Origin of the sequence: Gynuella sunshinyii YC6258 (assembly GCF_000940805.1) — a bacterium.
GTDB lineage: Bacteria > Pseudomonadota > Gammaproteobacteria > Pseudomonadales > Natronospirillaceae > Gynuella > Gynuella sunshinyii.
In genome coordinates this window covers 3868283-3889755 of sequence record NZ_CP007142.1, presented here as the reverse complement: position 1 = coordinate 3889755, position 21473 = coordinate 3868283, and the positions used below count along the sequence as shown (strand labels likewise).

1 protein-coding gene (cut by a window edge) is annotated in these 21473 nt (G+C 58.3%); it reads left to right on the top strand.

Going from position 1 to position 21473, the window contains the following annotated elements; all coding sequences use genetic code 11:
* Positions 1 to 21473 carry the 3' portion of an SDR family NAD(P)-dependent oxidoreductase gene (locus YC6258_RS29895; protein WP_052830350.1) on the top strand. Its footprint begins 4117 nt before the window's first position, so 21473 of the gene's 25590 nt are visible here — the last part of the coding sequence; its start codon lies off the left edge, out of view; the stop codon is at positions 21471 to 21473.

Below are 21473 nucleotides of genomic sequence, written 5' to 3'. Positions count from 1 at the left end.
GTGCCAGTTATTGTAAACATGGCGGCTTCATTGATGGTTTTGCGGAATTCGATCCGTTGTTTTTTGGCATTTCTCCGCTGGAGGCCGCCAATATTGATCCGCAGGAACGCCTGTTTCTGCAGAGCAGCTGGCATACCCTTGAAGATGCCGGTTACAGCCGTGAACGGATTGCCCGCCAGCATCAGGGCCGGGTAGGGGTATTCGCCGGGGTGACCAAAACCGGTTTTGAACTCTATGGACCCATCCTCTGGCAACACGGCGAACAGGTGTTGCCGCGTATCTCGTTCAGTTCTCTGGCCAACCGGCTGTCCTATTTCATGAACTTCGATGGTCCGAGCATGCCCATCGATACCATGTGTTCGTCGTCGCTGACCGCCATTCACGAGGCTTGTGAGCATCTGCGTCGTGGCGACTGCGAACTGGCCATTGCCGGTGGCGTCAACCTGTATCTGCATCCTGCCTGTTATATCGAACTCAGTGCCGCTCAGATGCTGTCGCAACGCGGTGTTTGTCGTAGTTTTGGCGAAGGAGGTGACGGATTTGTACCTGGCGAGGGTGTGGGCACTGCACTGCTGAAACCGCTGGCGGCGGCCGAAGCCGATGGAGACCGTATTTATGCCGTGATCCGGGCTTCGGCGATTAACCATGGCGGTAAAACCAATGGTTTCACCGTGCCCAATCCCACCGCTCAGGCACGATTGATCCGTAAAACCTTGAGCCGCGCCGGCATCAATGCCCGGGATGTCAGTTACATCGAGGCTCACGGCACCGGTACCCAGCTCGGTGATCCCATTGAAGTGACCGGCCTGACTCAGGCATTCGCCGCCGATACGGCGGAAACCGGTTATTGCGCGCTCGGATCGGTCAAATCCAATATCGGTCATCTGGAAGCCGCCGCCGGAATTGCCGGACTGACCAAAATCATTCTGCAAATGCAGCATCAGCAGCTGGTGCCGAGCCTGCATGCGCAGACCCTCAACAGCAACATCAATTTCGAACGCACCCCGTTTGTGGTGCAACAAACCCTCAGTGACTGGGCCCTGGCGCGGGCCGGGCAGCGGAGGATTGCGGCGATTTCCTCGTTTGGTGCCGGCGGTGCCAATGCGCATGTGATTGTTGAGGAATATCCTCAGCCGCAAATTGTACCCTCAGCCGTGTCGCCGGAATCCGCCATGGTGCTGCTGTCAGCTCGGGATGAGACCCGCTTGCTCGAAGCCGTGCGGGATTTGCAGGTGTTCATCGAACATCATCCGCAGGTGGATCTGTTCGATCTCGCCTATACCCTGCAGGTGGGCCGTGAAGCCATGGATGAACGCCTGGGGCTGGTGGTTGACAGTCTGGAAACCTTGCAGCAGCGCCTGAGGTCGGTGCTGGATGGCGATACCGATATCGATGATGGCTATCGTGGCCGGGCCAGTGAATTCAAAGGTGCCACCGCCATTTTCAGTGCTGATGATGACCTCCGTGACACCCTCGATACCTGGATGGCACGCCACAAATTCACCCGGCTGGTGGAACTCTGGAGCAAGGGTGTGACGGTCAGCTGGGAAAAACTCTATCAGGATCACAATCTGCTGGCGCGACGCCCCAATATCATCCGTCTGCCGTTGTATCCGTTCGCACGTCAGCGGATCTGGGTGACCGATCATCTGCCGACGGCGGCCTTTATGCCTTCAGCGGGCAAGACCGCTGCGGTCAGTAGCGCCGGCTTCCTGCATCCGCTGCTGCATCGCAATACTTCTACCTTTGCTGAACCGCGTTTCAGCAGCACCTTTGACGGTTCGGAATTCTTTCTGGCAGATCATCAAGTCAATGGTCAGGGCGTTCTGCCTGGAGTGGCCTATCTGGAGATGGCCCGTGCCGCCATACTCGAAGCCGCTGCTTTGGAACAGCCGGAAGCGCTGACATTGACATTGCAGCAGGTGGTCTGGCTGCGGCCATTTACCGTTGCGGTTCCGCCACAGCCATTACACATCAGTCTGAGCACCGAAGACGGTCAGCACATCGATTATCAGATTTACAGCGATGCCAACACCGAAAAACTGTTGCACAGTCAGGGCCAGGGCCTGTTGCAGACGCTGACGGCGGCTCCGGTTCAGGATCTCGCCGCGCTTAAAGCCGCTCACGGTGAAGGTGAACTCAGTGGTGCCCAGTGTTATGAGCTGTTTACTGCCATGGGCATCGATTATGGTCCGTGTCACCGTGGTATTGACTGTGTGTATCTGGGGCAGTCCAGCGTACTGGCACGACTACAGTTGCCGGAATCTCTGGTAACCGGAGCAGGAACCTATGTGCTGCATCCCTGTCTGATGGATTCGGCGCTACAGGCCACTCTGGCCATGAACCTGAGCCAGGGTGACAGTGGTAATCTGCGCCCGGTGCTGCCGTTTTCTGTGGATCGGATACAACTGCACATTGCAGCCGACAGTGCGGTGATGTCCACCGGTCGGGAACTCTGGGTGCATATCCGTGAAGCTGGAACGAGCAAGGATATTCAAAAGCTGAACATCGAAATTCTGGCCGGGGACGGTACCACGTTCGCCAGTTTCTATGGTTTCAGCGCCCGGGTACTCGATACCGTCGGAGTGTCAGCTTTAACCGCCACCGCGCCAGTTGACGATCTGGTGGGTGAATTACTGGCGCTGCCGGTCTGGGAGGCGGTACTGCCAACCCCAAAACTGGACAAATCTTCTGTAACGCCGGGCTCCGGCACTCTGCTGTTCGGTGCCACCGAGCCGGTGCGCAGACTGATCACCGGTACTTTTCCGAGTGTGCGCATCGCCGATATTGACTTTACCGATGATGTCGAAGCGCTGATGGCACTGTTGCAGCGTCATCAGCCGGTGACTCATTTGATCTGGGTTGCGCCCGGTTATGACAGCGAGGCCATCGATGCCGGTCTCGGTGCGGCCCATCATCGCACCATTACCGCGTTTTTCCGTCTGATTAAAGCCATGCTGGCACTGGAATACGGTACTCGCCCGGTGAACTGGACGATCATCACCTTTGCCGCTCAGGGACTCGATCATGAGGTCGAACAGGTTGATCTGTCGGCGTCTGGATTGCATGGCCTGATCGGTACCATGGCCAAGGAATATGAACTCTGGAACATCCGCCTGCTGGATCTGGAACGCCGCTTTGCCAATGGTGGCGACTGGCCGCTGGCAACCCTGTTTGCGGCTCCGTTTGATCCGTATGGTCGTCCCTTACTGTACCGTTGCGCACCCGGTCAACGCCTGGGGCAATGGTATCGCCAGCAATTGTCACCGTATCTGCCGCAGGCCACTGACGCGTTGTCACCGGTAACGGCTTACCGTCATCAGGGAGTCTACCTGGTGATTGGCGGTGCCGGTGGGATCGGTTTTGCCTGGACCGAACATCTGGCCCGTAAATATCAGGCCCGGATCATCTGGGTAGGGCGGCGGCCATTGGACGAAACCCTGAATCGACAGCTGGATGCTATCGCCGGGATTGGCCCAAGACCGGAATATTTCAGCGCCGACTGCAGTGATGTGGAGGCATTGGCGCAGGTGCGCGATGAGATCAATCGTCGCTATGGCCGTATCTGTGGCGTGGTCAATGCCGCAATTGTGCTGCGTGATCAGAGCCTGGCGCAGATGGAGGAAGTCCGGTTCCATGAAGGACTGCGCGCCAAAGTGGATGTCAGTATTGCCGTGGCCTCCGTGTTTGCCGGCGAAGCACTGGATTTTCTGCTGGTATTTTCCACCCTGGCAGCGTTTACCCGGCCACCGGGACAATGCAATTACATCGCTGGCTCGGTCTTTCAGGATGCGCTGTCGCGGCGTCTGGCCCGGCAGTGGTCGTGTCCGGTCAAAACCATCAACTGGAGTTTCTGGGGCAACGTCGGTGTTGTCGCCACCGAGTCATATCGCGACCGCATGGCCGCTCTTGGGGTTGCCTCCATTGAGCCCAAGGATGGCTGGAGAGCGCTGGATAATCTGTTGAATGCTCCGGTCGATCAGCTGGCCTACATGAAAACCGCTTCTACGACCGGTCTGACCGGCCTCGCTGCTCACGAACGCACCGGCAGCTATCCCGGTGAAACGGCCATCAAAACCGCACTGCCCAAAGATCTATCTGTTCAGCACACGGATGCACTGGCGCTGGCCCGGCACGCGGGTGAACAGATGGACGCCATCGAACCCCTGGTATGTCGGGTATTGATGGCTGAGTTGAGCACATTACCTGTCATTGAGGACGGTTATATCCGGCCTTCACGGCTGCCGGCAGAGGTCAGCGGTCAGTATCGGCAGTGGTTTGATAAAAGTATGGATTACCTGGTTAAGGGCGGCTTTCTCAGTCACTCACAGAGTGATCTGCAATTGACCGCCGCCGCCCAGGCAGCTGTGGCAGCGGGAGCCGGGCAGTTGTGGCAGGAGTGGGATGACCATAAACAACAATGGGCCGGGAATCGGGCGCTGGCCGCTCAGGCAGCGTTGATGGAAGCGACCCTGCGGTCATTGACCGATATTCTCACCGGTGTCCGGCTGGCGACTGATGTGATGTTTCCGCAGTCATCGATGGAACTGGTGGAACCGGTCTATAAGAACAATCCAGTGGCTGATTATTTCAATCTTCAGGTCACCGAAGCGCTGTTGAGCTGCCTGGCACCCAGATTACAGAACAATGCCATGTCGCAGCGGGCTATCCGGATTCTGGAAGTGGGGGCCGGTACCGGCGGAACCAGTGCCGGTGTCTTTCAGGCATTACAGCCGTATCAGTCCTATATTGCCGAATACTGTTATACCGATCTGTCCAAGGCATTTTTGCAACATGCAGAAGACCATTACCGTGACGTGGCACCTTATCTGCACTGCGCAATTTTCAACGCTGACAAGGCGCTGGCGGAGCAGGGCATAGATCCCGGAGCCTACGACGTGGTGATCGCCACCAACGTTCTCCATGCCACCAGTAATATCAGCCGCACCCTGCGTAACGTCAAAGCCGCCCTGAAAACCGGCGGCGTGCTGATCCTCAATGAAATGAGTGACACCCCGCTGTTCAGTCATCTGACCTTTGGTTTGCTGGATGGCTGGTGGTTGTATGAAGACAAGGCACTGCGTCTGCCCGGTTCTCCGGCGCTGCAATCCTCAGCATGGGACTGGGTGTTGAAATGTGAAGGATATCATCAGGTGACGTTCCCGGTGCAACCGGCTCATTACCTGGGGCAGCAGATTATTGTCGCCAGCAGTGATGGTACGGTTCGCCAGAGCCAGTCCGCAACGCCGGCGGTTGCATCTATGCCAGCGCCAGAACCTGAGGCGGTTGCGGTGCCTGTGGTCGAGCCGGTGTTACCACCGCCGGCAGCACTGCCCCGGAACACTGGCACGGCAGGGAATCACTCCTACGATGGTGGGCGACTCAGAGATCGCGCCAGCAACTATTTCGCCGCGCTGATCGCCAGAACCCTGAAAATGAACAGCCGCGAGATCAATCCGGCGGAGGCATTGGAAACCTACGGGCTGGATTCCATTCTGGCGGTCAAACTGACCAATGCCCTGGCCGAACATTTCGAGGGTGTCAGCAGCACGCTGCTGTTTGAATGTCAGAGCGTCAACGCCCTGGTCGATCATTTTATCGACACTCAGCATGATGTTCTGGTGAAGGTGCTGGGGCTGGAAAACCCGATCCCGGCAACGCCAGCGGCTGTCCTGCCAGCAGTTACCCCAAGTGTGGCGGCAACCAGCACCAGTACCGCCGTCACCATTCGCACCTCCCGGCCGGTAACTCTGAGCCAGCCGGCGCAACCAGCAGCCAGTCCTACAGTTGAACCCAACAGTGCCATTGCCATTATCGGTCTCAGTGGTCGTTATCCCATGGCCGATGATCTCGATGCCTACTGGCAGAACCTCGCAAATGGCGTCAATTGTGTGACCGAAATTCCGGCCAGCCGCTGGGCCTGGCAGGACTATTTCGAAGCCGATCCGGCCACGGCCCAGAGCGAGGGCAAGATGTACTCGCGCTGGGGTGCGTTTATTAACGGCTTTGATGAATTCGATCCGCTGTTTTTTGCCATTTCGCCGCGTGAAACCTACAACATGGACCCTCACGAGCGGCTCTTTATCGAGATCTGCTGGCACGCGATAGAAGACGCCGGCTATACCCGCGCCGAGCTGAACAGTCGCTACAACAGCAATGTCGGCGTCTTTGTCGGGCTGTCAAAATATGATTTCGGTATTCACGGACCGGATCTGTGGGCCGCTGGAGAGCAGTTATTCCCACGGACTTCATTTTGTTCCGTGGCCAACCGGGTGTCCTACCTGTTCAATTTCAATGGCCCGAGTATTCCCATCGATACCATGTGTTCGGCGTCTTTGACGGCCATTCACGAAGCCTGCGAATACCTGCGGCGCGGCGACTGCGAAGTGGCTATCGCCGGCGGTGCCAATATGTATCTGCATCCATCCAGCTACGTTGAGTTGTGTACCGCGCTGATGCTGTCGGTCGATGGTGTCTGTAAAAGTTTCGGTACCGGTGGTAATGGTTTTGTTCCCGGCGAGGGCGTTGGTGCGGTCGTACTCAAGCCCATGGATCGTGCGGTGGCGGATGGCGACCACATTTATGCCTTGATCCGCGCCAGCAGTGTCAACCACGGTGGCAAGACCAATGGTTATACAGTGCCGAACCCAACCGCCCAGGCGGCGCTGATTGCCCGGACCATCGACAAGGCCGGCATTGATGCCCGTGCCATCAGTTATGTTGAGGCTCATGGTACCGGCACCGAACTCGGTGACCCGATTGAAGTCTCCGGTTTGACCCGGGCATTCCGCCGGCAGACCGACGATAACGGCTTCTGCGCGCTGGGATCGGTCAAATCCAATGTCGGCCATCTGGAAGCCGCTGCCGGTATTGTCGGTCTCACCAAAATCATCCTGCAAATGCAGCATCAGCAACTGGTACCCAGTCTGCACAGCGAGGTTCTGAATCCGAAAATCGACTTCGCCAGCACGCCGTTTGTGGTGCAGCAGTCATTGGCTGAATGGCCGCGCCCGCAGCTGGAAATCAATGGCGTCATGCAGGAACGGCCGCGTATGGCCGGATTATCATCTTTCGGTGCCGGTGGCTCCAATGCTCATGCCATCATCGAGGAATACTGCGCTGACGAGCATCGTCCGCAGGCACTATTCAATGCCGATGACGGTGTCATGATCGTGCTGTCTGCGCGTACCGAAGAACGGCTACAGGCTCAGGCCGAACAGTTGTTGCGGGTGATTGGTCAGCGTGACTACCAGGACACCGATCTGGCTGATATTGCCTATACCCTGCAAGTGGGCCGCGAGGCGATGGAATATCGGGCGGCGGTCATCGTCCGTTCCATGGAGGCTCTCCGTGGCCAGCTGCAATGCCTGTCCGGTGAGTCTGCCGATGGTGACGACTGGTATCGGGGACAGCTGAACCGCAAAAGCCGGGCGGCCTCGCTGAATCTCAACGATGAAGATGCCGGGGCCATGCTGAGCGCCTGGATACGTAAGGGTAAATTCGAGAAACTGTTGGAACTCTGGGTTCAGGGCGTCGAGATTGACTGGCATCTGCTGTACAGCGATACCTCGGTCAAGCCTCGACGCATCAGCCTGCCGGGTTATGCGTTTGCCCGTGACAGCTTCTGGCTGCCAACGGTCAGCCGAACGGTGGCTGACCGCGGCGAAACCGCCTTTAACGAGTTGCTGCACCGCAATATTTCTGACCTCGACGGTTTGAAATTCAGCGCCCGTTTCAGCGGGGCCGAATTCTTTCTGGCAGATCACAAGGTCAAAGGTGTCCCGGTGCTGCCGGCCATGGCCTATCTGGAAATGGTGCGCACGGCGGTGGCCAGTACGCTGGCGACACGGCTGACCGATGGCAGTCACATCCGCCTGCTGGACGTGGTCTGGTTACGCCCGGTGGTCATCAACGATGGTGCCGTGGAACTGCACACCAGTATCCAGCCACAGGCCGATGGCAGTTTGTCTTTCAGCGTCTGCGATGCCGCAAACCCGGCCCAAGTGCATTGCCAGGGGCGGGCGCAGCTGTTGCAGCTTGACCAGCGACCATCCCTGAATCCGATGGAGTGGCAGGCGGCTGCCGATGATCAGCGCCTGACCGCTGAAAACTGCTTTGAACTGTCGCGGTTGGCGGGGGCTGAATATGGTCCGAGCCATCAGGGGCTGGAACAGCTCTGGGTCGGTCAGGGTTATGTGCTGGCCAGCGTCAATCTGAATCAATGGCGTGACAGTGACCAGCGTCTGGTATTGCATCCGGGCGTGCTGGGATCGGCATTACAGGCCATGGCCGGACTGCTGATTCAGGACCAGGACAGCACTGATCAGCGTATTCGCGAGACTGTTCCGTTTGCATTGCAGAGTCTTGATGTACTCGCTCCGTGTCAGTCCCGCATGTGGGCGTTGCTGGAAACTGTGGATAACGGCTCAGATGGCTCGTCTTACATCGCCAATCTCGGCTTTTATGATCCGGATGGCCGTTTGTGCGTCCGGGTGGATGGGTTTACCTCGGTGGACACCGCTGCCGGCCAGACCCAAAAAACCCTCGGCAATCAATTCCTGACACCCGTCTGGGAAGCCTTCGATGCCGTCCCGCCAGCACCAGCGGAAACCACCCAGACCATCCTGGTCATTGGCGGAGACAGTGATCAGCAGGTCGCTGTCGGTGCCCGTTTTGGTCGTCAGAGCCGGGTCATCACTCTGACAGCGGGTGCCAGTGTCAATGAGATGGCTGAGGTTATCGGCGGGGCCGGAACCCTGGATGCGGTGGTCTGGATCGCCGATGTGACCGAACCTTATTTCGCTGATTCCATGATCGACGCCCAGCAGGGCAGTGTGCTCGGTTGTTTCCGCCTGATTAAGGCATTGCTGCAACACGGTTATGATGAACGTTCGCTGCAATGGTGCCTGATGACCTTCAATACCGTATCACTGCACAACGAAAGTTCGTTTTCAGCGTGTCATGCCGGCCTCTATGGTCTGGCCGGGGCGATGGCCAAAGAGTATCCGCACTGGTCAGTCGGGGTGTTTGATCTGGAAGCAACCGATCCGGCTCTGTTAACCCGCTTACCGGCGGTTCCGGATGTTCTGAGCGGCGAAACTCTGGTCTGTCGCGACGACCTCTGGTATCGCCAGCAACTGGCCCTGCTGCCGGCACCACCGGCGGTCCGGGAACTGTGCTATCGCGAGGCCGGTGTTTACGTGGTCATTGGCGGAGCAGGGGGTATCGGTGAGGTCTGGAGTGAATGGCTGATCCGTCATTTTGGTGCGCAAATCGTCTGGATCGGGCGTCGTCAGCGTGACGATGCCATCGATGAAAAAATCCGCCGGCTGGCGGACATCGGCCCGGCACCTCTCTACGTCTCTGCCGATGCGGGAGATGTCGAAGCCTTACAACGGGCCTATGACGAAATCAAACAGCACTATCCCGAAGTTCACGGCATCGTCCATTCAGCGGTCGGGGTCATGGATGAAAGCCTGGCAGCCATGGATGAAGCACATTTCTGTGCCAGTTATGCCGCCAAGGCGTTTGTCAGTGTACGACTGGCCCAGGTGTTCGAAACGGAGCCTCTGGACTTCGTACTGTTCTTCTCCTCCATGGCCGGGTTTACCAAGGATCACGGCAAAAGCGGTTATGCTGCCGGCTGTACCTTCAGCGATGCATTTGCCGGGCAAATGGCGCGGCAGTGGCCGTCGTGTGTGGTCCGGGTGATGAACTGGGGCTGGTGGGGCAGCATTGGTATTGCCGATGCCGTGCCCGATGCTTTCAAACGCCGGGTCGAAAAAATGGGCATCGGCACAATCGCGCCGGAAGACGGCATGCGCGCCCTCGAAACCCTGTTGCAGGGACGAGTCGAGCAGACCGCATTCATGAATATCAACGGTGGCTATGAGGCGCTGAATGAAGCCGCCGGTCAGCCGTTACAGGTGCAATATCTGCCCGAGACGCTGCCTTCCGCCATGCCGGTACTGGCCGAGCGCCAACCCCTTGAACACGTGGAGGCCCCTGACGATATCGATCAGCAGGCCGAACTGAGCCAGCAGGTGGATCGCATGCTGGCGCGGTTAATGTGGCATCAGCTGCGTGAGGCCGGGGTACTGAGCGGATCTGCGCCGATGCAGCTGGTTCAGCAGCCACTGTCACCCATGTATCGTCGCTGGATGCAGCAGAGCCTCAGAGTGCTTGCTGATCATGGCTATCTGCAACCCTGCGAAGCGGATGCCGAGCAGGCCATCGTGGTGGAACAGCACGGCTCGCAACAGTACTTCACCATTGTCGGTGCTGATGATCTGACAGATCCGGCACAGGACTGGGACGTGTGGCAACAACAATTGCCGGAACTGCTCGAAAGCCCTTATCGCGGGGCTCAGGTGCGGCTGCTCGATAAAACCATTCGGGCATTGCCGGATATCCTCAATGCCCGCATCGTCGCTACTGATATCATGTTCCCGAACGCCTCCATGGAACTGGTTGAAGGTATTTACAAACATAACCCGGTCTCCGACTTCTTTAATGCCCTGTTGGTTGACGAACTGACTGCCTACCTCGATGAACGTCTGCGTCTGCAACCGGATGCACAGATTCGTATCGTCGAAATCGGTGCCGGTACCGGTGGTACTACTACGCCGGTGTTGCAGGCATTACGTAATTATCAGGGCGTCATCGCCGAGTACTGCTATACCGATATCTCCCAGGCGTTTCTGATGCATGCCGAAAAAACCTTCGGCGCTGACAATCCGTTCCTGACCTACCGGCTGTTCAACGCTGAAAAACCGCTGGCCGAACAGGATAGCGCCGGTGCCGGCAGCTATGACATCGCCATTGCCACCAATGTGCTGCATGCCACGGCCAATATCAGCCGGACTCTGCGCAATGCCAAGACGCTGTTACGCCATAACGGCCTGATGCTGCTCAATGAGCTGAGCACCAATACCCTGGCCTCGCATCTGACCTTTGGTCTGCTGGAAGGCTGGTGGCTGTATGAAGACAGTCATCTGCGTATTCCCGGTTGCCCGATGCTGGCCTCGCAGTCCTGGCAGCAGGTGCTGGAAGCCGAAGGATACCGGCAGGTGCAGTTCCCGGCAGCACCGGTTCATGCCATCGGCCAGCAGATCGTCATCGCTGAAAGCGACGGTATCGTGCGGCAGCCGCTGGTCATGAAAGCGCCCGCTGCGCGGCCACGACCTGTCGCCAGACCGGTGCCGCCAGCGCCCCAACCGCTGCAACCGGCGGTGCGGCCGCAAATCCAACAACAGCTCAGTGCCCCGGTAGCGATGACACCCGCCGCCGCGACCACAGTGCCAACCGTTCAGGACGATGCCGCGCTGGCCGATCAGGCCCGCAATCATTTCCGCCGGCTGGTGGCGCAGGTGCTGAAAATGTCACCGACGCAGATCGATACCGCCGAACCGCTGGAAAGCTACGGCATCGATTCGATCCTGGTGGTACAGCTGACCAATGCCATCAAAGATGTCATGGCAGATGTCAGCAGTACCTTGTTCTTTGAATATCAGAGCATTGATGCGTTGGTAGGACATTTCCTCAACACCCAGCCACAGGCATTGAGACAGTTACTGGGTCTGGACAACAGTGCAGGATCGGCGGCGACGGTTCAGATGCCAGTGGCACCGCAGCCAATACCGTCACCACAGTCAATACAGCCACCACAACCCGTTCAACAGCTCAGTACTGCCGCAGCAGCGACTGCCAGCCCTTTGAATGCGGAACAGTTTGAGGATCAGGCCCGTAATCACTTCCGCCGGCTGGTGGCGCAGGTGCTGAAAATGTCACCGGCACAGATCGATACCGCCGAACCGCTGGAAAGCTACGGCATTGATTCGATCCTGGTGGTACAGCTGACCAATGCCATCAAAGATGTTATGGAGGATGTCAGCAGCACCCTGTTCTTTGAACATCAGAGCATCGATGCGCTGGTGGCGCACTTTATTCGCACCCAGCCGCAGCGCTTGCAGCAACTGCTGGGATTGACTGACACCAGCACCCACACCAGTCCGACAGAGGCCGTCGTACAGCCTTTGCAGACTGCTTCGCCGTGGATACAGGCACCGGCTGCGCAGGTACCCGCCGTACCCTCTGCAACTGTCGCCGCACCTGCACCTGCGCCGGTTGCGGTCATCAACAACGAGCATATCGCCGTGATCGGCATGGCAGGTCGTTATCCCAAAGCCGCCAACCTGGAGGAATTCTGGGACAACCTGGCGGCCGGTCGGGATTGTATCGATGAGATTCCGGCAGAGCGCTGGTCTCTGGATGGATTCTACAGTGACGATCCACAAAACGCCGTGGCGCAGGGTAAAAGTTACAGCAAATGGGGCGGTTTCATTGATGGCTTCGCCGATTTTGATGCCTTGTTCTTCAATATCTCCCCGCGTGAAGCCATCAACATGGATCCTCAGGAGCGGCTGTTTATTCAGGCCTGCTGGGAAGCCTGTGAAGATGCCGGTTATACCCGCGCCACCTTGAAACAGCAGGTCGATCAGCGTGTTGGCGTGTTTGTCGGCATCACCAAAAACAGCTTTAACCTGCTGGCACCGGAACTCTGGCTACAGGGCGATCAGTCCTATCCACGTTCGTCGTTTGCATCGGTGGCCAACCGGGTGTCCTATCTGTTCAACCTGCGCGGGCCGAGCATGCCGATCGATACCATGTGTTCATCGTCTCTGACCGCCGTTCATGAAGCCTGTGAACATCTGCATCGTGGCGACTGCGACATGGCCTTGACCGGCGGGGTGAATCTGTATGTGCATCCGTCCAGCTATATTGAACTGTGTGCGTTGAAAATGCTGTCCGGTGAAGGTCATTGCCGCAGCTTCGGTGAGGGTGGTGATGGCTTTGTGCCGGGTGAAGGTGTCGGTGCGTTACTGCTGAAACCCTTGTCACGGGCGCAGGCGGATCAGGACCATATCTACGCGGTGATCCGCAGCACCGCCGTTAACCACGATGGCAAGACCAATGGTTATACGGTGCCGAATCCGGCCGCGCAGGCGCAGTTGATCAAAACCGCTATCGCCAAAGCCGGTATCGATGCCCGGACCATCAGTTATATCGAAGCCCACGGCACCGGTACCGAGCTGGGTGATCCCATTGAAGTGGCGGGGCTGACCGATGCCTTCTCTCAGACAACTCAGGAGCGCAGTTTCTGTGCCCTGGGATCGGCCAAATCCAACATCGGTCACTGTGAGAGCGCTGCCGGTATCGCCGGTCTGACCAAAATCATTCTGCAATTACAGCATCGTCAGCTGGCTCCGAGCCTGCACGCAGAGGCACTGAATCCGAACATCGATTTCAGCCGCACGCCATTCCAGGTACAGCGCCAACTGGCTGACTGGCAACGCCCGGTCATCGAGGTAAACGGCGAACAGCGTGAAGTATTGCGAACCGCCGGGGTGTCGTCATTCGGTGCCGGTGGTGCCAATGCCCATGTCATTGTCGAGGAATATCCAGCTGAGCACATCACTCCGGTAACGATGACGTTCAGTGCCCAGAATCCGGCGCTGATCGTGCTGTCGGCCTACAGTGATGAGCAGTTACGTCAACAGGCCCGGCGTCTGCTGACCGCTCTGGACAAGCGTGGATTCCAGGATGTCGATCTGGCGGCCATTGCCTATACCCTGCAAACCGGCCGCGAGGCCATGCCGGAGCGGCTGGCGTTGACCGCTGCCAATCTGGAGGAACTGCAACGCAAGCTGACGGACTATCTGGGTGAAGAGTCCAACAGTGCCGATGTCTATCGCGGCAGTGTTGATGAACAGTCGAAGCTGCTGGGCTTTGCCGCTCAGGACGACGACGCCGCAGCGATGATCCGCGCCTGGGTGGAAAAACAGAAATATCTCAAACTGCTCGAACTCTGGGTCAAGGGTCTGAATGTCGACTGGCAGATTCTGTATGGCCAGCAGACGCCGCGCCGTATCAGCCTGCCGACTTATCCATTTGCCAAAACCCGTTGCTGGGCTCCGGTCAACCGTCATATCACCTCAGCCGTGGCATTACAGGGTGGGATGACCTTACCGGCAGCAGCACCGGTCGCCGAGCTTTCACTGCAACTGTTCCACGAACACTGGCAGCCACAAGCGCTGGCGCAATCGCCGGTGGCGTTTCCGCAACATGTGTTGTGCATTGGTGCCGACGCCGGTTTACAGCAGGCGCTGGTTCGCGAAGCCGGCATTCAGTGCAGTTTCATCGATTCCGGCACAGAGGCTGATGTCACCGTTGAAGCATTGCGTCAGGCCATGGCGGCGACGGCCGAACAACACGGTGCTGTCGATGCTGTGTGTTATCTGGCGGCATTGCAGGATCAAGGGCAGAGCGGTGATGCCGGTCAGGTCGCGCAGGTGATTCAGGCCCTGTCCCAAAGTGGTCAGACACCCGCGCGGCTGTTACTGGCCGGACAATGGCATGACACGACCTTGAACCGTTGTTATCTGGAATCCTGGATCGGCTTTGAGCGGTCGTTGCGGGCATTGCTGCCACAAACCGCAGTGACAGGAGTTTATCAGCAGCTCGGTGAGACTTCAGAGCAGTGTCTGCCATGGGCTCAGGTCCTGATCGAGGAGCTGACCCGTGCCGAACCGGTGCAGTCGGTGTCTTATCATCAGGGCGAGCGTCATGTGTCTCATATCGTGCCGATGGATTTACCGGTTGTTGGCGCTGAGCCCGTCATCCGTGAAGCCGGTGTTTACCTGATTACTGGTGGCTGTGGTGGCCTTGGGCGTCTGTTCGCCCGTCATCTCGCCAGTGTCTATGGTGCCCGCCTGATTCTGACCGGACGCGGTGAACTAGGCCGTGACAAACAGGCCTGCCTGGATGAGCTGCGTGCACTCGGTGGTGACGCGCTGTATCTGGCCGCTGATGTCAGCGACGCGGATGCCATGCAGGCCGGGCTGGATCAGGCCATCGGCCGCTTTGGTGCCATCAACGGCGTGCTGCATGCCGCCGGGCTGGTCAGTGACCGCAGTCTGCTGGAAAAGGACGCGCAGGAATTTGCCACCATTCTGCAACCCAAGGTGAACGGCACGCTGGTGCTGGACGACGTGCTGGAAACAGCGCTACAGCAGCATCAGTGCCAGAGCATGCTGGATTTCGTCTGCTACTTTGGTTCCTCCTCTGCCTGCCTCGGGGATTTCGGTCAATGTGATTATGCCGTCGCCAACCGCTTTTTGATGGCCTATGCCGGTCATCGTCGCCGGTTGGTTGAACAGGGCGAGCGTCATGGCCAGACCCTGACCATCAACTGGCCACTCTGGCGCGATGGTGGCATGGGCATCGATGAAGCCGACAAAACGGCGCTGTATCTCGAATCCAGTGGCCAGCGCATGCTGGAGGCGGAAGAGGGCGTGCAACTGTTTGAAAGACTGTTGCAACAACCACAGGACCATTATCTGGTGTTGGTCGGTGAGCCTGAACGGCTGCAACGGTTGACGGACATGGTCTGCCAGGCACCCGCGCAGACGGTGATGGTCAATGTCGCCGCCGCAGCTGTCTCTACCAGCAGCGAACCGGCCAGAGCCGAACTGAATGGCCTGTCACTGGCACAGAGCATTGAGTGGGATCTCAAGAATCAGGTCAGCCAGTTGATGGCTATTCCCCACGAGCAGTTGAGCCGCAGTCGTAATCTGGCCGATTTCGGTTTTGATTCCATCGGCCTGACCGGACTGGCGGACGCTCTCAATCGCCATTTTGGTATTCGTCTGACCCCGGCAGTGTTCTTTGACTGCCCGACGCTGGCACAGTTGCAGGCTTATCTGTTGAAGCAGCATGGCCCGGCCATGGACGCTTTTTATCGGGCCGGGACCGTTGAAACGGCCCCGGTGCCGGTAGCAAAGCCACATCGTGAGCCGGTTCCAGCCATGACCGTAAGGCCAGCGGTTGCACCGAAGACGGCGCCGGTGACCGAAGCCCGGCAAACGCCGGCTGCCACTACGGTGATGCCGAAACGACCAGCAACCACCAACCCGCAGGATATTGCCATCATTGGCATGAGTGGTCGTTTCCCGCAGGCCCGTAATATCGATGAAATGTGGCAGTTGCTGGCACAGGGGCGCAGTGCCATTGCCGAAATTCCGGCCGAGCGCTTTGACTGGCGGCGGTTCTATGGCGATCCCGAAGCGGGCAAAACCAACTGCAAGTGGCTGGGAACCGTGCCTGGAGTCGATGAGTTTGACCCGCTGTTCTTTGAGATTTCCCCGCGTGAGGCTCGCGAAATCGATCCGCGCCAGCGCCTGCTGTTGCAGGAAACCTGGAACGCGCTCGAAAATGCCGGGCAGTTCGGCAACTCCGAGATCGGTCTGTTTGTCGGAGTGGAAGGCGGCGATTTCATGTTGTTGAGTGCCGCCAGCCAGGAAAATTCCGGCACCGTGACCTCCAGTCACGAGGCTATTCTGGCCGCCCGGCTCAGTTACTTCCTCAATCTGTCCGGTCCGAACATGGCGATTAACACTGCCTGTTCATCGGGTTTAGTAGCTGCGCATCAGGCCTGTGCCAGTCTGCGTAGCGGTGAGTGTCAGGTCGCCGTGGCCGCCGCGGTCAATCTGTTGCTGACGCCCCATTCATTTATCAGCATGAGTCAGGCCGGGCTGTTGTCGGGCGAAGACCGCTGTTACACCTTTGATCGTCGCGCCAATGGACTGGTACCGGGTGAAGCGGTCGTGGCGGTGGTCCTCAAACCACTGGCCCGTGCGTTGGCCGATGGTGATGACATAGATGCGGTTATCCGTGGCAGCGGCATCAACTACGATGGCAAAACCAATGGCATTACTGCTCCGAGTGGCATTGCCCAGACTCAGCTGCTGACCTCGGTGTACCAGCGCCATGGCATCGATCCTGACCGGATCGAGTACGTGGTGGCTCATGGTACCGGAACCCGTCTGGGTGATCCGATTGAGGTCAATGCCTTGTGTCAGGCTTTCCGAAGCCGTACCGAACGCAAACGCTTCTGTGCCCTGACATCCTGTAAAACCAACCTGGGGCATACCTTTGCAGCCTCCGGACTGGTCAGCCTGGTGAACCTGGTGCAGGCGATGAAGCATGAGCTGATTCCGGCCAGTCTCCATTGTGAACAGGACAGCGACTACATCGACTGGGATGACAGCCCGTTTGTAGTCAACAAGAGTCCCAGACCCTGGCCCGTTCGAGCTGATGAAAACCGCCTTGGGGCCATCAGTGCCTTCGGAATGAGCGGCACCAATGTGCATATGGTGCTGTCGAGCGCCGATCTGGAAAAAGCCGCCCGTGATCCCATCGATGAAACCATGCCTGCACGGCTCTGGGTCTTCTCCGCCAAAACCGAAACCGCACTCAAACAGCGGCTGACGGCTGCGCTGGAACGTTTGCAGAACGATGAACAGATCTCCCTGACGGCGCTGAGTTACACCTTGTTGTGCGGTCGTGAACATCTGAAACACCGTTGTGCACTGGTGCTGGAAAACCGCGCCAACGGCATCCGCCTGTTGCAACAGGCTATCGATGGCGAAACGGATGCCAGCCTGTTCAAAGGTGCGGTGGTACGTGATTTCGATGGCAGCCCGGCGATGGAAAGCCATGGTCAGGAACTGCTTCAACGCTGTGGACAGGACCAATATGGCGCGGATTTTGTCGATTCCCTGCGGGCGCTGGCAGACCTGTTCTGTCAGGGCTATGAACTGAACTGGCCGGTATTGTTCCGTGCCGGTCAGCAACGCCGGCTGCACTGGCCGGGTTATCCGTTCGCCCGTGAACATTACTGGATCGAAGCGGATTTCAGCGGAGGATTAGCGCATTTGCCGGCCAGTACCGACGAAGTTGTGATTCTGGCACCGCAATGGCAGCCAGTCGCAACGGATCTGGCACTTGATGCCGAGCTGGCTGGCTGTCAGCAATGGATCATTCTGTGCCAGCCGGCACCGGCATGGCCGTCAGAACTTGCGGCCAGGCTGCCGAATGCCCGGATTCACACCCTGAGCAGTCAACAGGCGGCACTGGCCGGACGCTATGAAGATATCAGTCTGCAACTGCTGACGCTGTTGCAAGAGCTTCAGGCACAGCAGCATGGCGGATCACTCAATCTGCAACTGGTCATCGCCACTGCCGAAGCCACAGATCAGCTGTTCAGTGGCCTGTCGGGATTGTTGGCGAGCGCCTGTCAGGAAGTACCGGCGCTGCATGCCCAGGTCTTGTGCTGTGAGCAGCAGACTCCGACAGCTGAGCTGGCAGAGCACCTGCTATACAGTCATGGTCGCGGGCAGCTACTGCGTCAGCGTTACCATGCCGGCCAGTGGCAGTACAGTCAGTGGCAGCCACAGACCACATTGCCCGCCAATGCGGTCACACCCTGGCGCGATGATGGCTGTTATCTGATCACCGGCGGCGCCGGTGGTCTGGGGCTGATCTTTGCGGCAGACATCATCTGCAGGGCACCAAGGGCCAGAGTCATACTGACCGGACGCTCCGAACTGCGCGGAACTGCTCTGGCTCTGCTGCAACAATGGCAGGCCGAATCCACCCAGGTGGAATATCACAGCCTGGATGTCACTGACGCCGGCGCGGTGGAAATCTTTATGGCCGGTCGTCGTCTGCACGGCATCATTCATTGTGCCGGTGTCATTGAAGATGCCCAGATCGTCGACAAACAGGCCGATGAACTGCGCCGGGTATACGCGGCGAAAGTGGCTGGCCTGATTCATCTGGATCAGTTCAGCCGGCAGATGCCACTGGAGTTTCTGCTGAGCTGTTCCTCTCTGAGTGCCGTAATGGGCAATATCGGTCAGGCCGACTACGCCGCCGCCAATGCCTTTATGGATGCCTATGCTGAGTACCGTAATCAGCTGGTCAGCCAGGGCCGCTGCCAGGGACTGACCTTATCGATCAACTGGCCCTGGTGGCAGGATGGTGGTATGGCCATCGATGCCCGGCACCAGCAGGCTGTTGCAGCAGCAACCGGTATAGGCCCGTTACGGACCGATGACGCGCTGTTGGCTCTGGATCAGTTGATTGCGAATGGCGTTGGCGGTCAGCGAATGATCGTCAGTGGCGATGCCGAACGGATTTGCGCGCTGTTTGCGCCGGCGGCTTCACAACCTGAAGCGGCCCTGACAAGCGCTTCGGCAATCGCTCCAACCGACAGCCGTGGTGATCTGCGCGATGCCCTGCTGGAAGCACTTAAAGGCGTGTTCAGCGATATTCTGCAAATGGCTCCGGCGGCGATTGATATTACCGAACCGCTGGCCAGTTATGGGCTGGATTCGTTGATGATCACCCGGCTGAATCAGGCGTTGGCAAAAGTCTTCCGCAAGCTGCCGAAAACCGTGTTTTTTGAGTACAGAACGGTCTCGGCGCTGGCGGACTATCTGCTGACGGATTTCAGCGACCAGTGCCGCCGCTGGGTCAATCCGACGACGGACACCCATACAGCCGCATCCGTACCGGCGGTGGTTTCTCCGCCGCCAGCTGCCAGCGTGACAGCGGTGGCAAGGCCGGCAGTTCAGGGTTTTGCTCCGGTTGCCATTATTGGTTTGTCCGGCCGCTATCCGCAGGCAGACAATCTGGAACAGTTCTGGCGCAATCTGGCGGCCGGCAAAAACTGTGTGACGGAAATACCGGCCGGGCGCTGGCCGCTCGAAGGATTCTTCGCCGAGGACCGCAAAACGGCCGTGGCGCAGGGCATGAGTTATAGCAAGTGGGGCGGTTTTATCGACGGTTTCAGCGAGTTTGATCCGTTGTTCTTTGGTATTTCCCCGCGTGAAGCTCTGAACATGGACCCGCAGGAGCGGCTGTTCCTGCAAAGCTGCTGGCACACCATTGAAGACGCCGGCTATACCCGTGACAGTCTGCAACAGCAGTGCGGCGGCCGGGTCGGGGTGTTTGCCGGCATTACCAAAACCGGTTTCGATCTCTATGGACCGATGTTGTGGCAGCGTGGCGAAAATGTGTTCCCGCATACCTCATTCGGTTCAGTGGCCAACCGGCTGTCGTACTTTATGAACTTCAGCGGACCGAGCATGCCGGTGGATACCATGTGCTCATCATCCCTGACGGCTATTCATGAAGCCTGTGAACATCTCCATCGCGGCAACTGCGATCTGGCCATTGCCGGAGGCGTCAATCTGTATCTGCATCCGGCAACCTATGTGGGACTCTGCGGTGCGCAGATGCTCGCCGATGACGGCCGATGCCGCAGCTTTGGCCATGGCGGTAACGGCTTCGTACCGGGTGAAGGTGTAGGCACCGTGTTGCTGAAACCATTGGCGCAGGCCGAGCAGGATGGTGATCAGATTTACGCCATCATTCGGGGCGCTCACATCAATCACGGCGGCCGTACCAACGGCTATACCGTGCCGAACCCCGCCGCTCAGGCAGAGGTCATCCGTCGGGCGCTGCAAAAGGCCGGTGTCGATGCCCGTTCGGTCAGTTATATCGAAGCCCATGGCACCGGCACTGAACTGGGTGATCCCATTGAGATTCGCGGGTTATCGCAGGCCTTCGCGGCCGATACCGACGCCACTCAGTTCTGTGCCATCGGTTCGGCCAAATCCAATATCGGTCACCTCGAAGCTGCCGCCGGCATGGCCGGACTCACCAAAATCATTCTGCAAATGCAGCATGGTCAGCTGGTGCCGAGCCTGCATGCGGAGGTGCTGAACCACAATATTGAGTTTGCCGATACGCCGTTCGTTGTTCAGCAGCAACTGGCTCCCTGGCCGCGACCACAGCTGTCGCAGGATGGCCAGCTGCGCGAAATACCACGTATTGCCGGACTGTCCTCGTTCGGCGCCGGAGGTGCCAACGCCCATATCGTGTTGCAGGAATACCTGCCAACTGCAGAAACGGTACAGACAGTTCCCGCCGGTCCGGCGTTGCTCGTGCTGTCGGCCCGTGAATCCGGGCGTCTGCGCGAGTATGCCCGGCAGCTGGCGCAGTTCCTGAGCGAGCGGCAGACGACGGCAGACCCGGCATTGCTGCACAACCTGGCGTTCACGCTGCAAATGGGTCGGGAGCCAATGGTTGAACGGCTGGCCTTCAGCGCCGGCTCAATCAACGAAGCCATCGACTGTTTCAAACGCTTTGCAGCCAGTGGCGATGCCGACGGGCAGCTGTTTTACGCCCGTGCTCGTAAAGATCATCCCGAGGTAAGTCCCGCAACCCTGCAACAGTGGCTGGATGATGGTGACCATGAGCAATTGCTGAATTCATGGGTCGGCGGTGCGCAGATCGACTGGCCGGCGTTGTATCCGGACAGCCACTGCCGCCGTATCAGTGTGCCGGGCTATCCGTTTGCGCGGGAAACTTACTGGCTGGCTGACAGCATGAACGCTACCGATCCGTCAACAGCCGTCAATGACAGCCGAAGCCCGGGGGAATTGAACCTCGGTCCGCAGGATGACGAGGTCTTCGGCAAGCTGTTTGACGATGTACTCAATGAGCATCTCAGCGTCGATGAGGCGGTTAAACAATTAGATCCGACAGTGGTCAGTGACTATTAA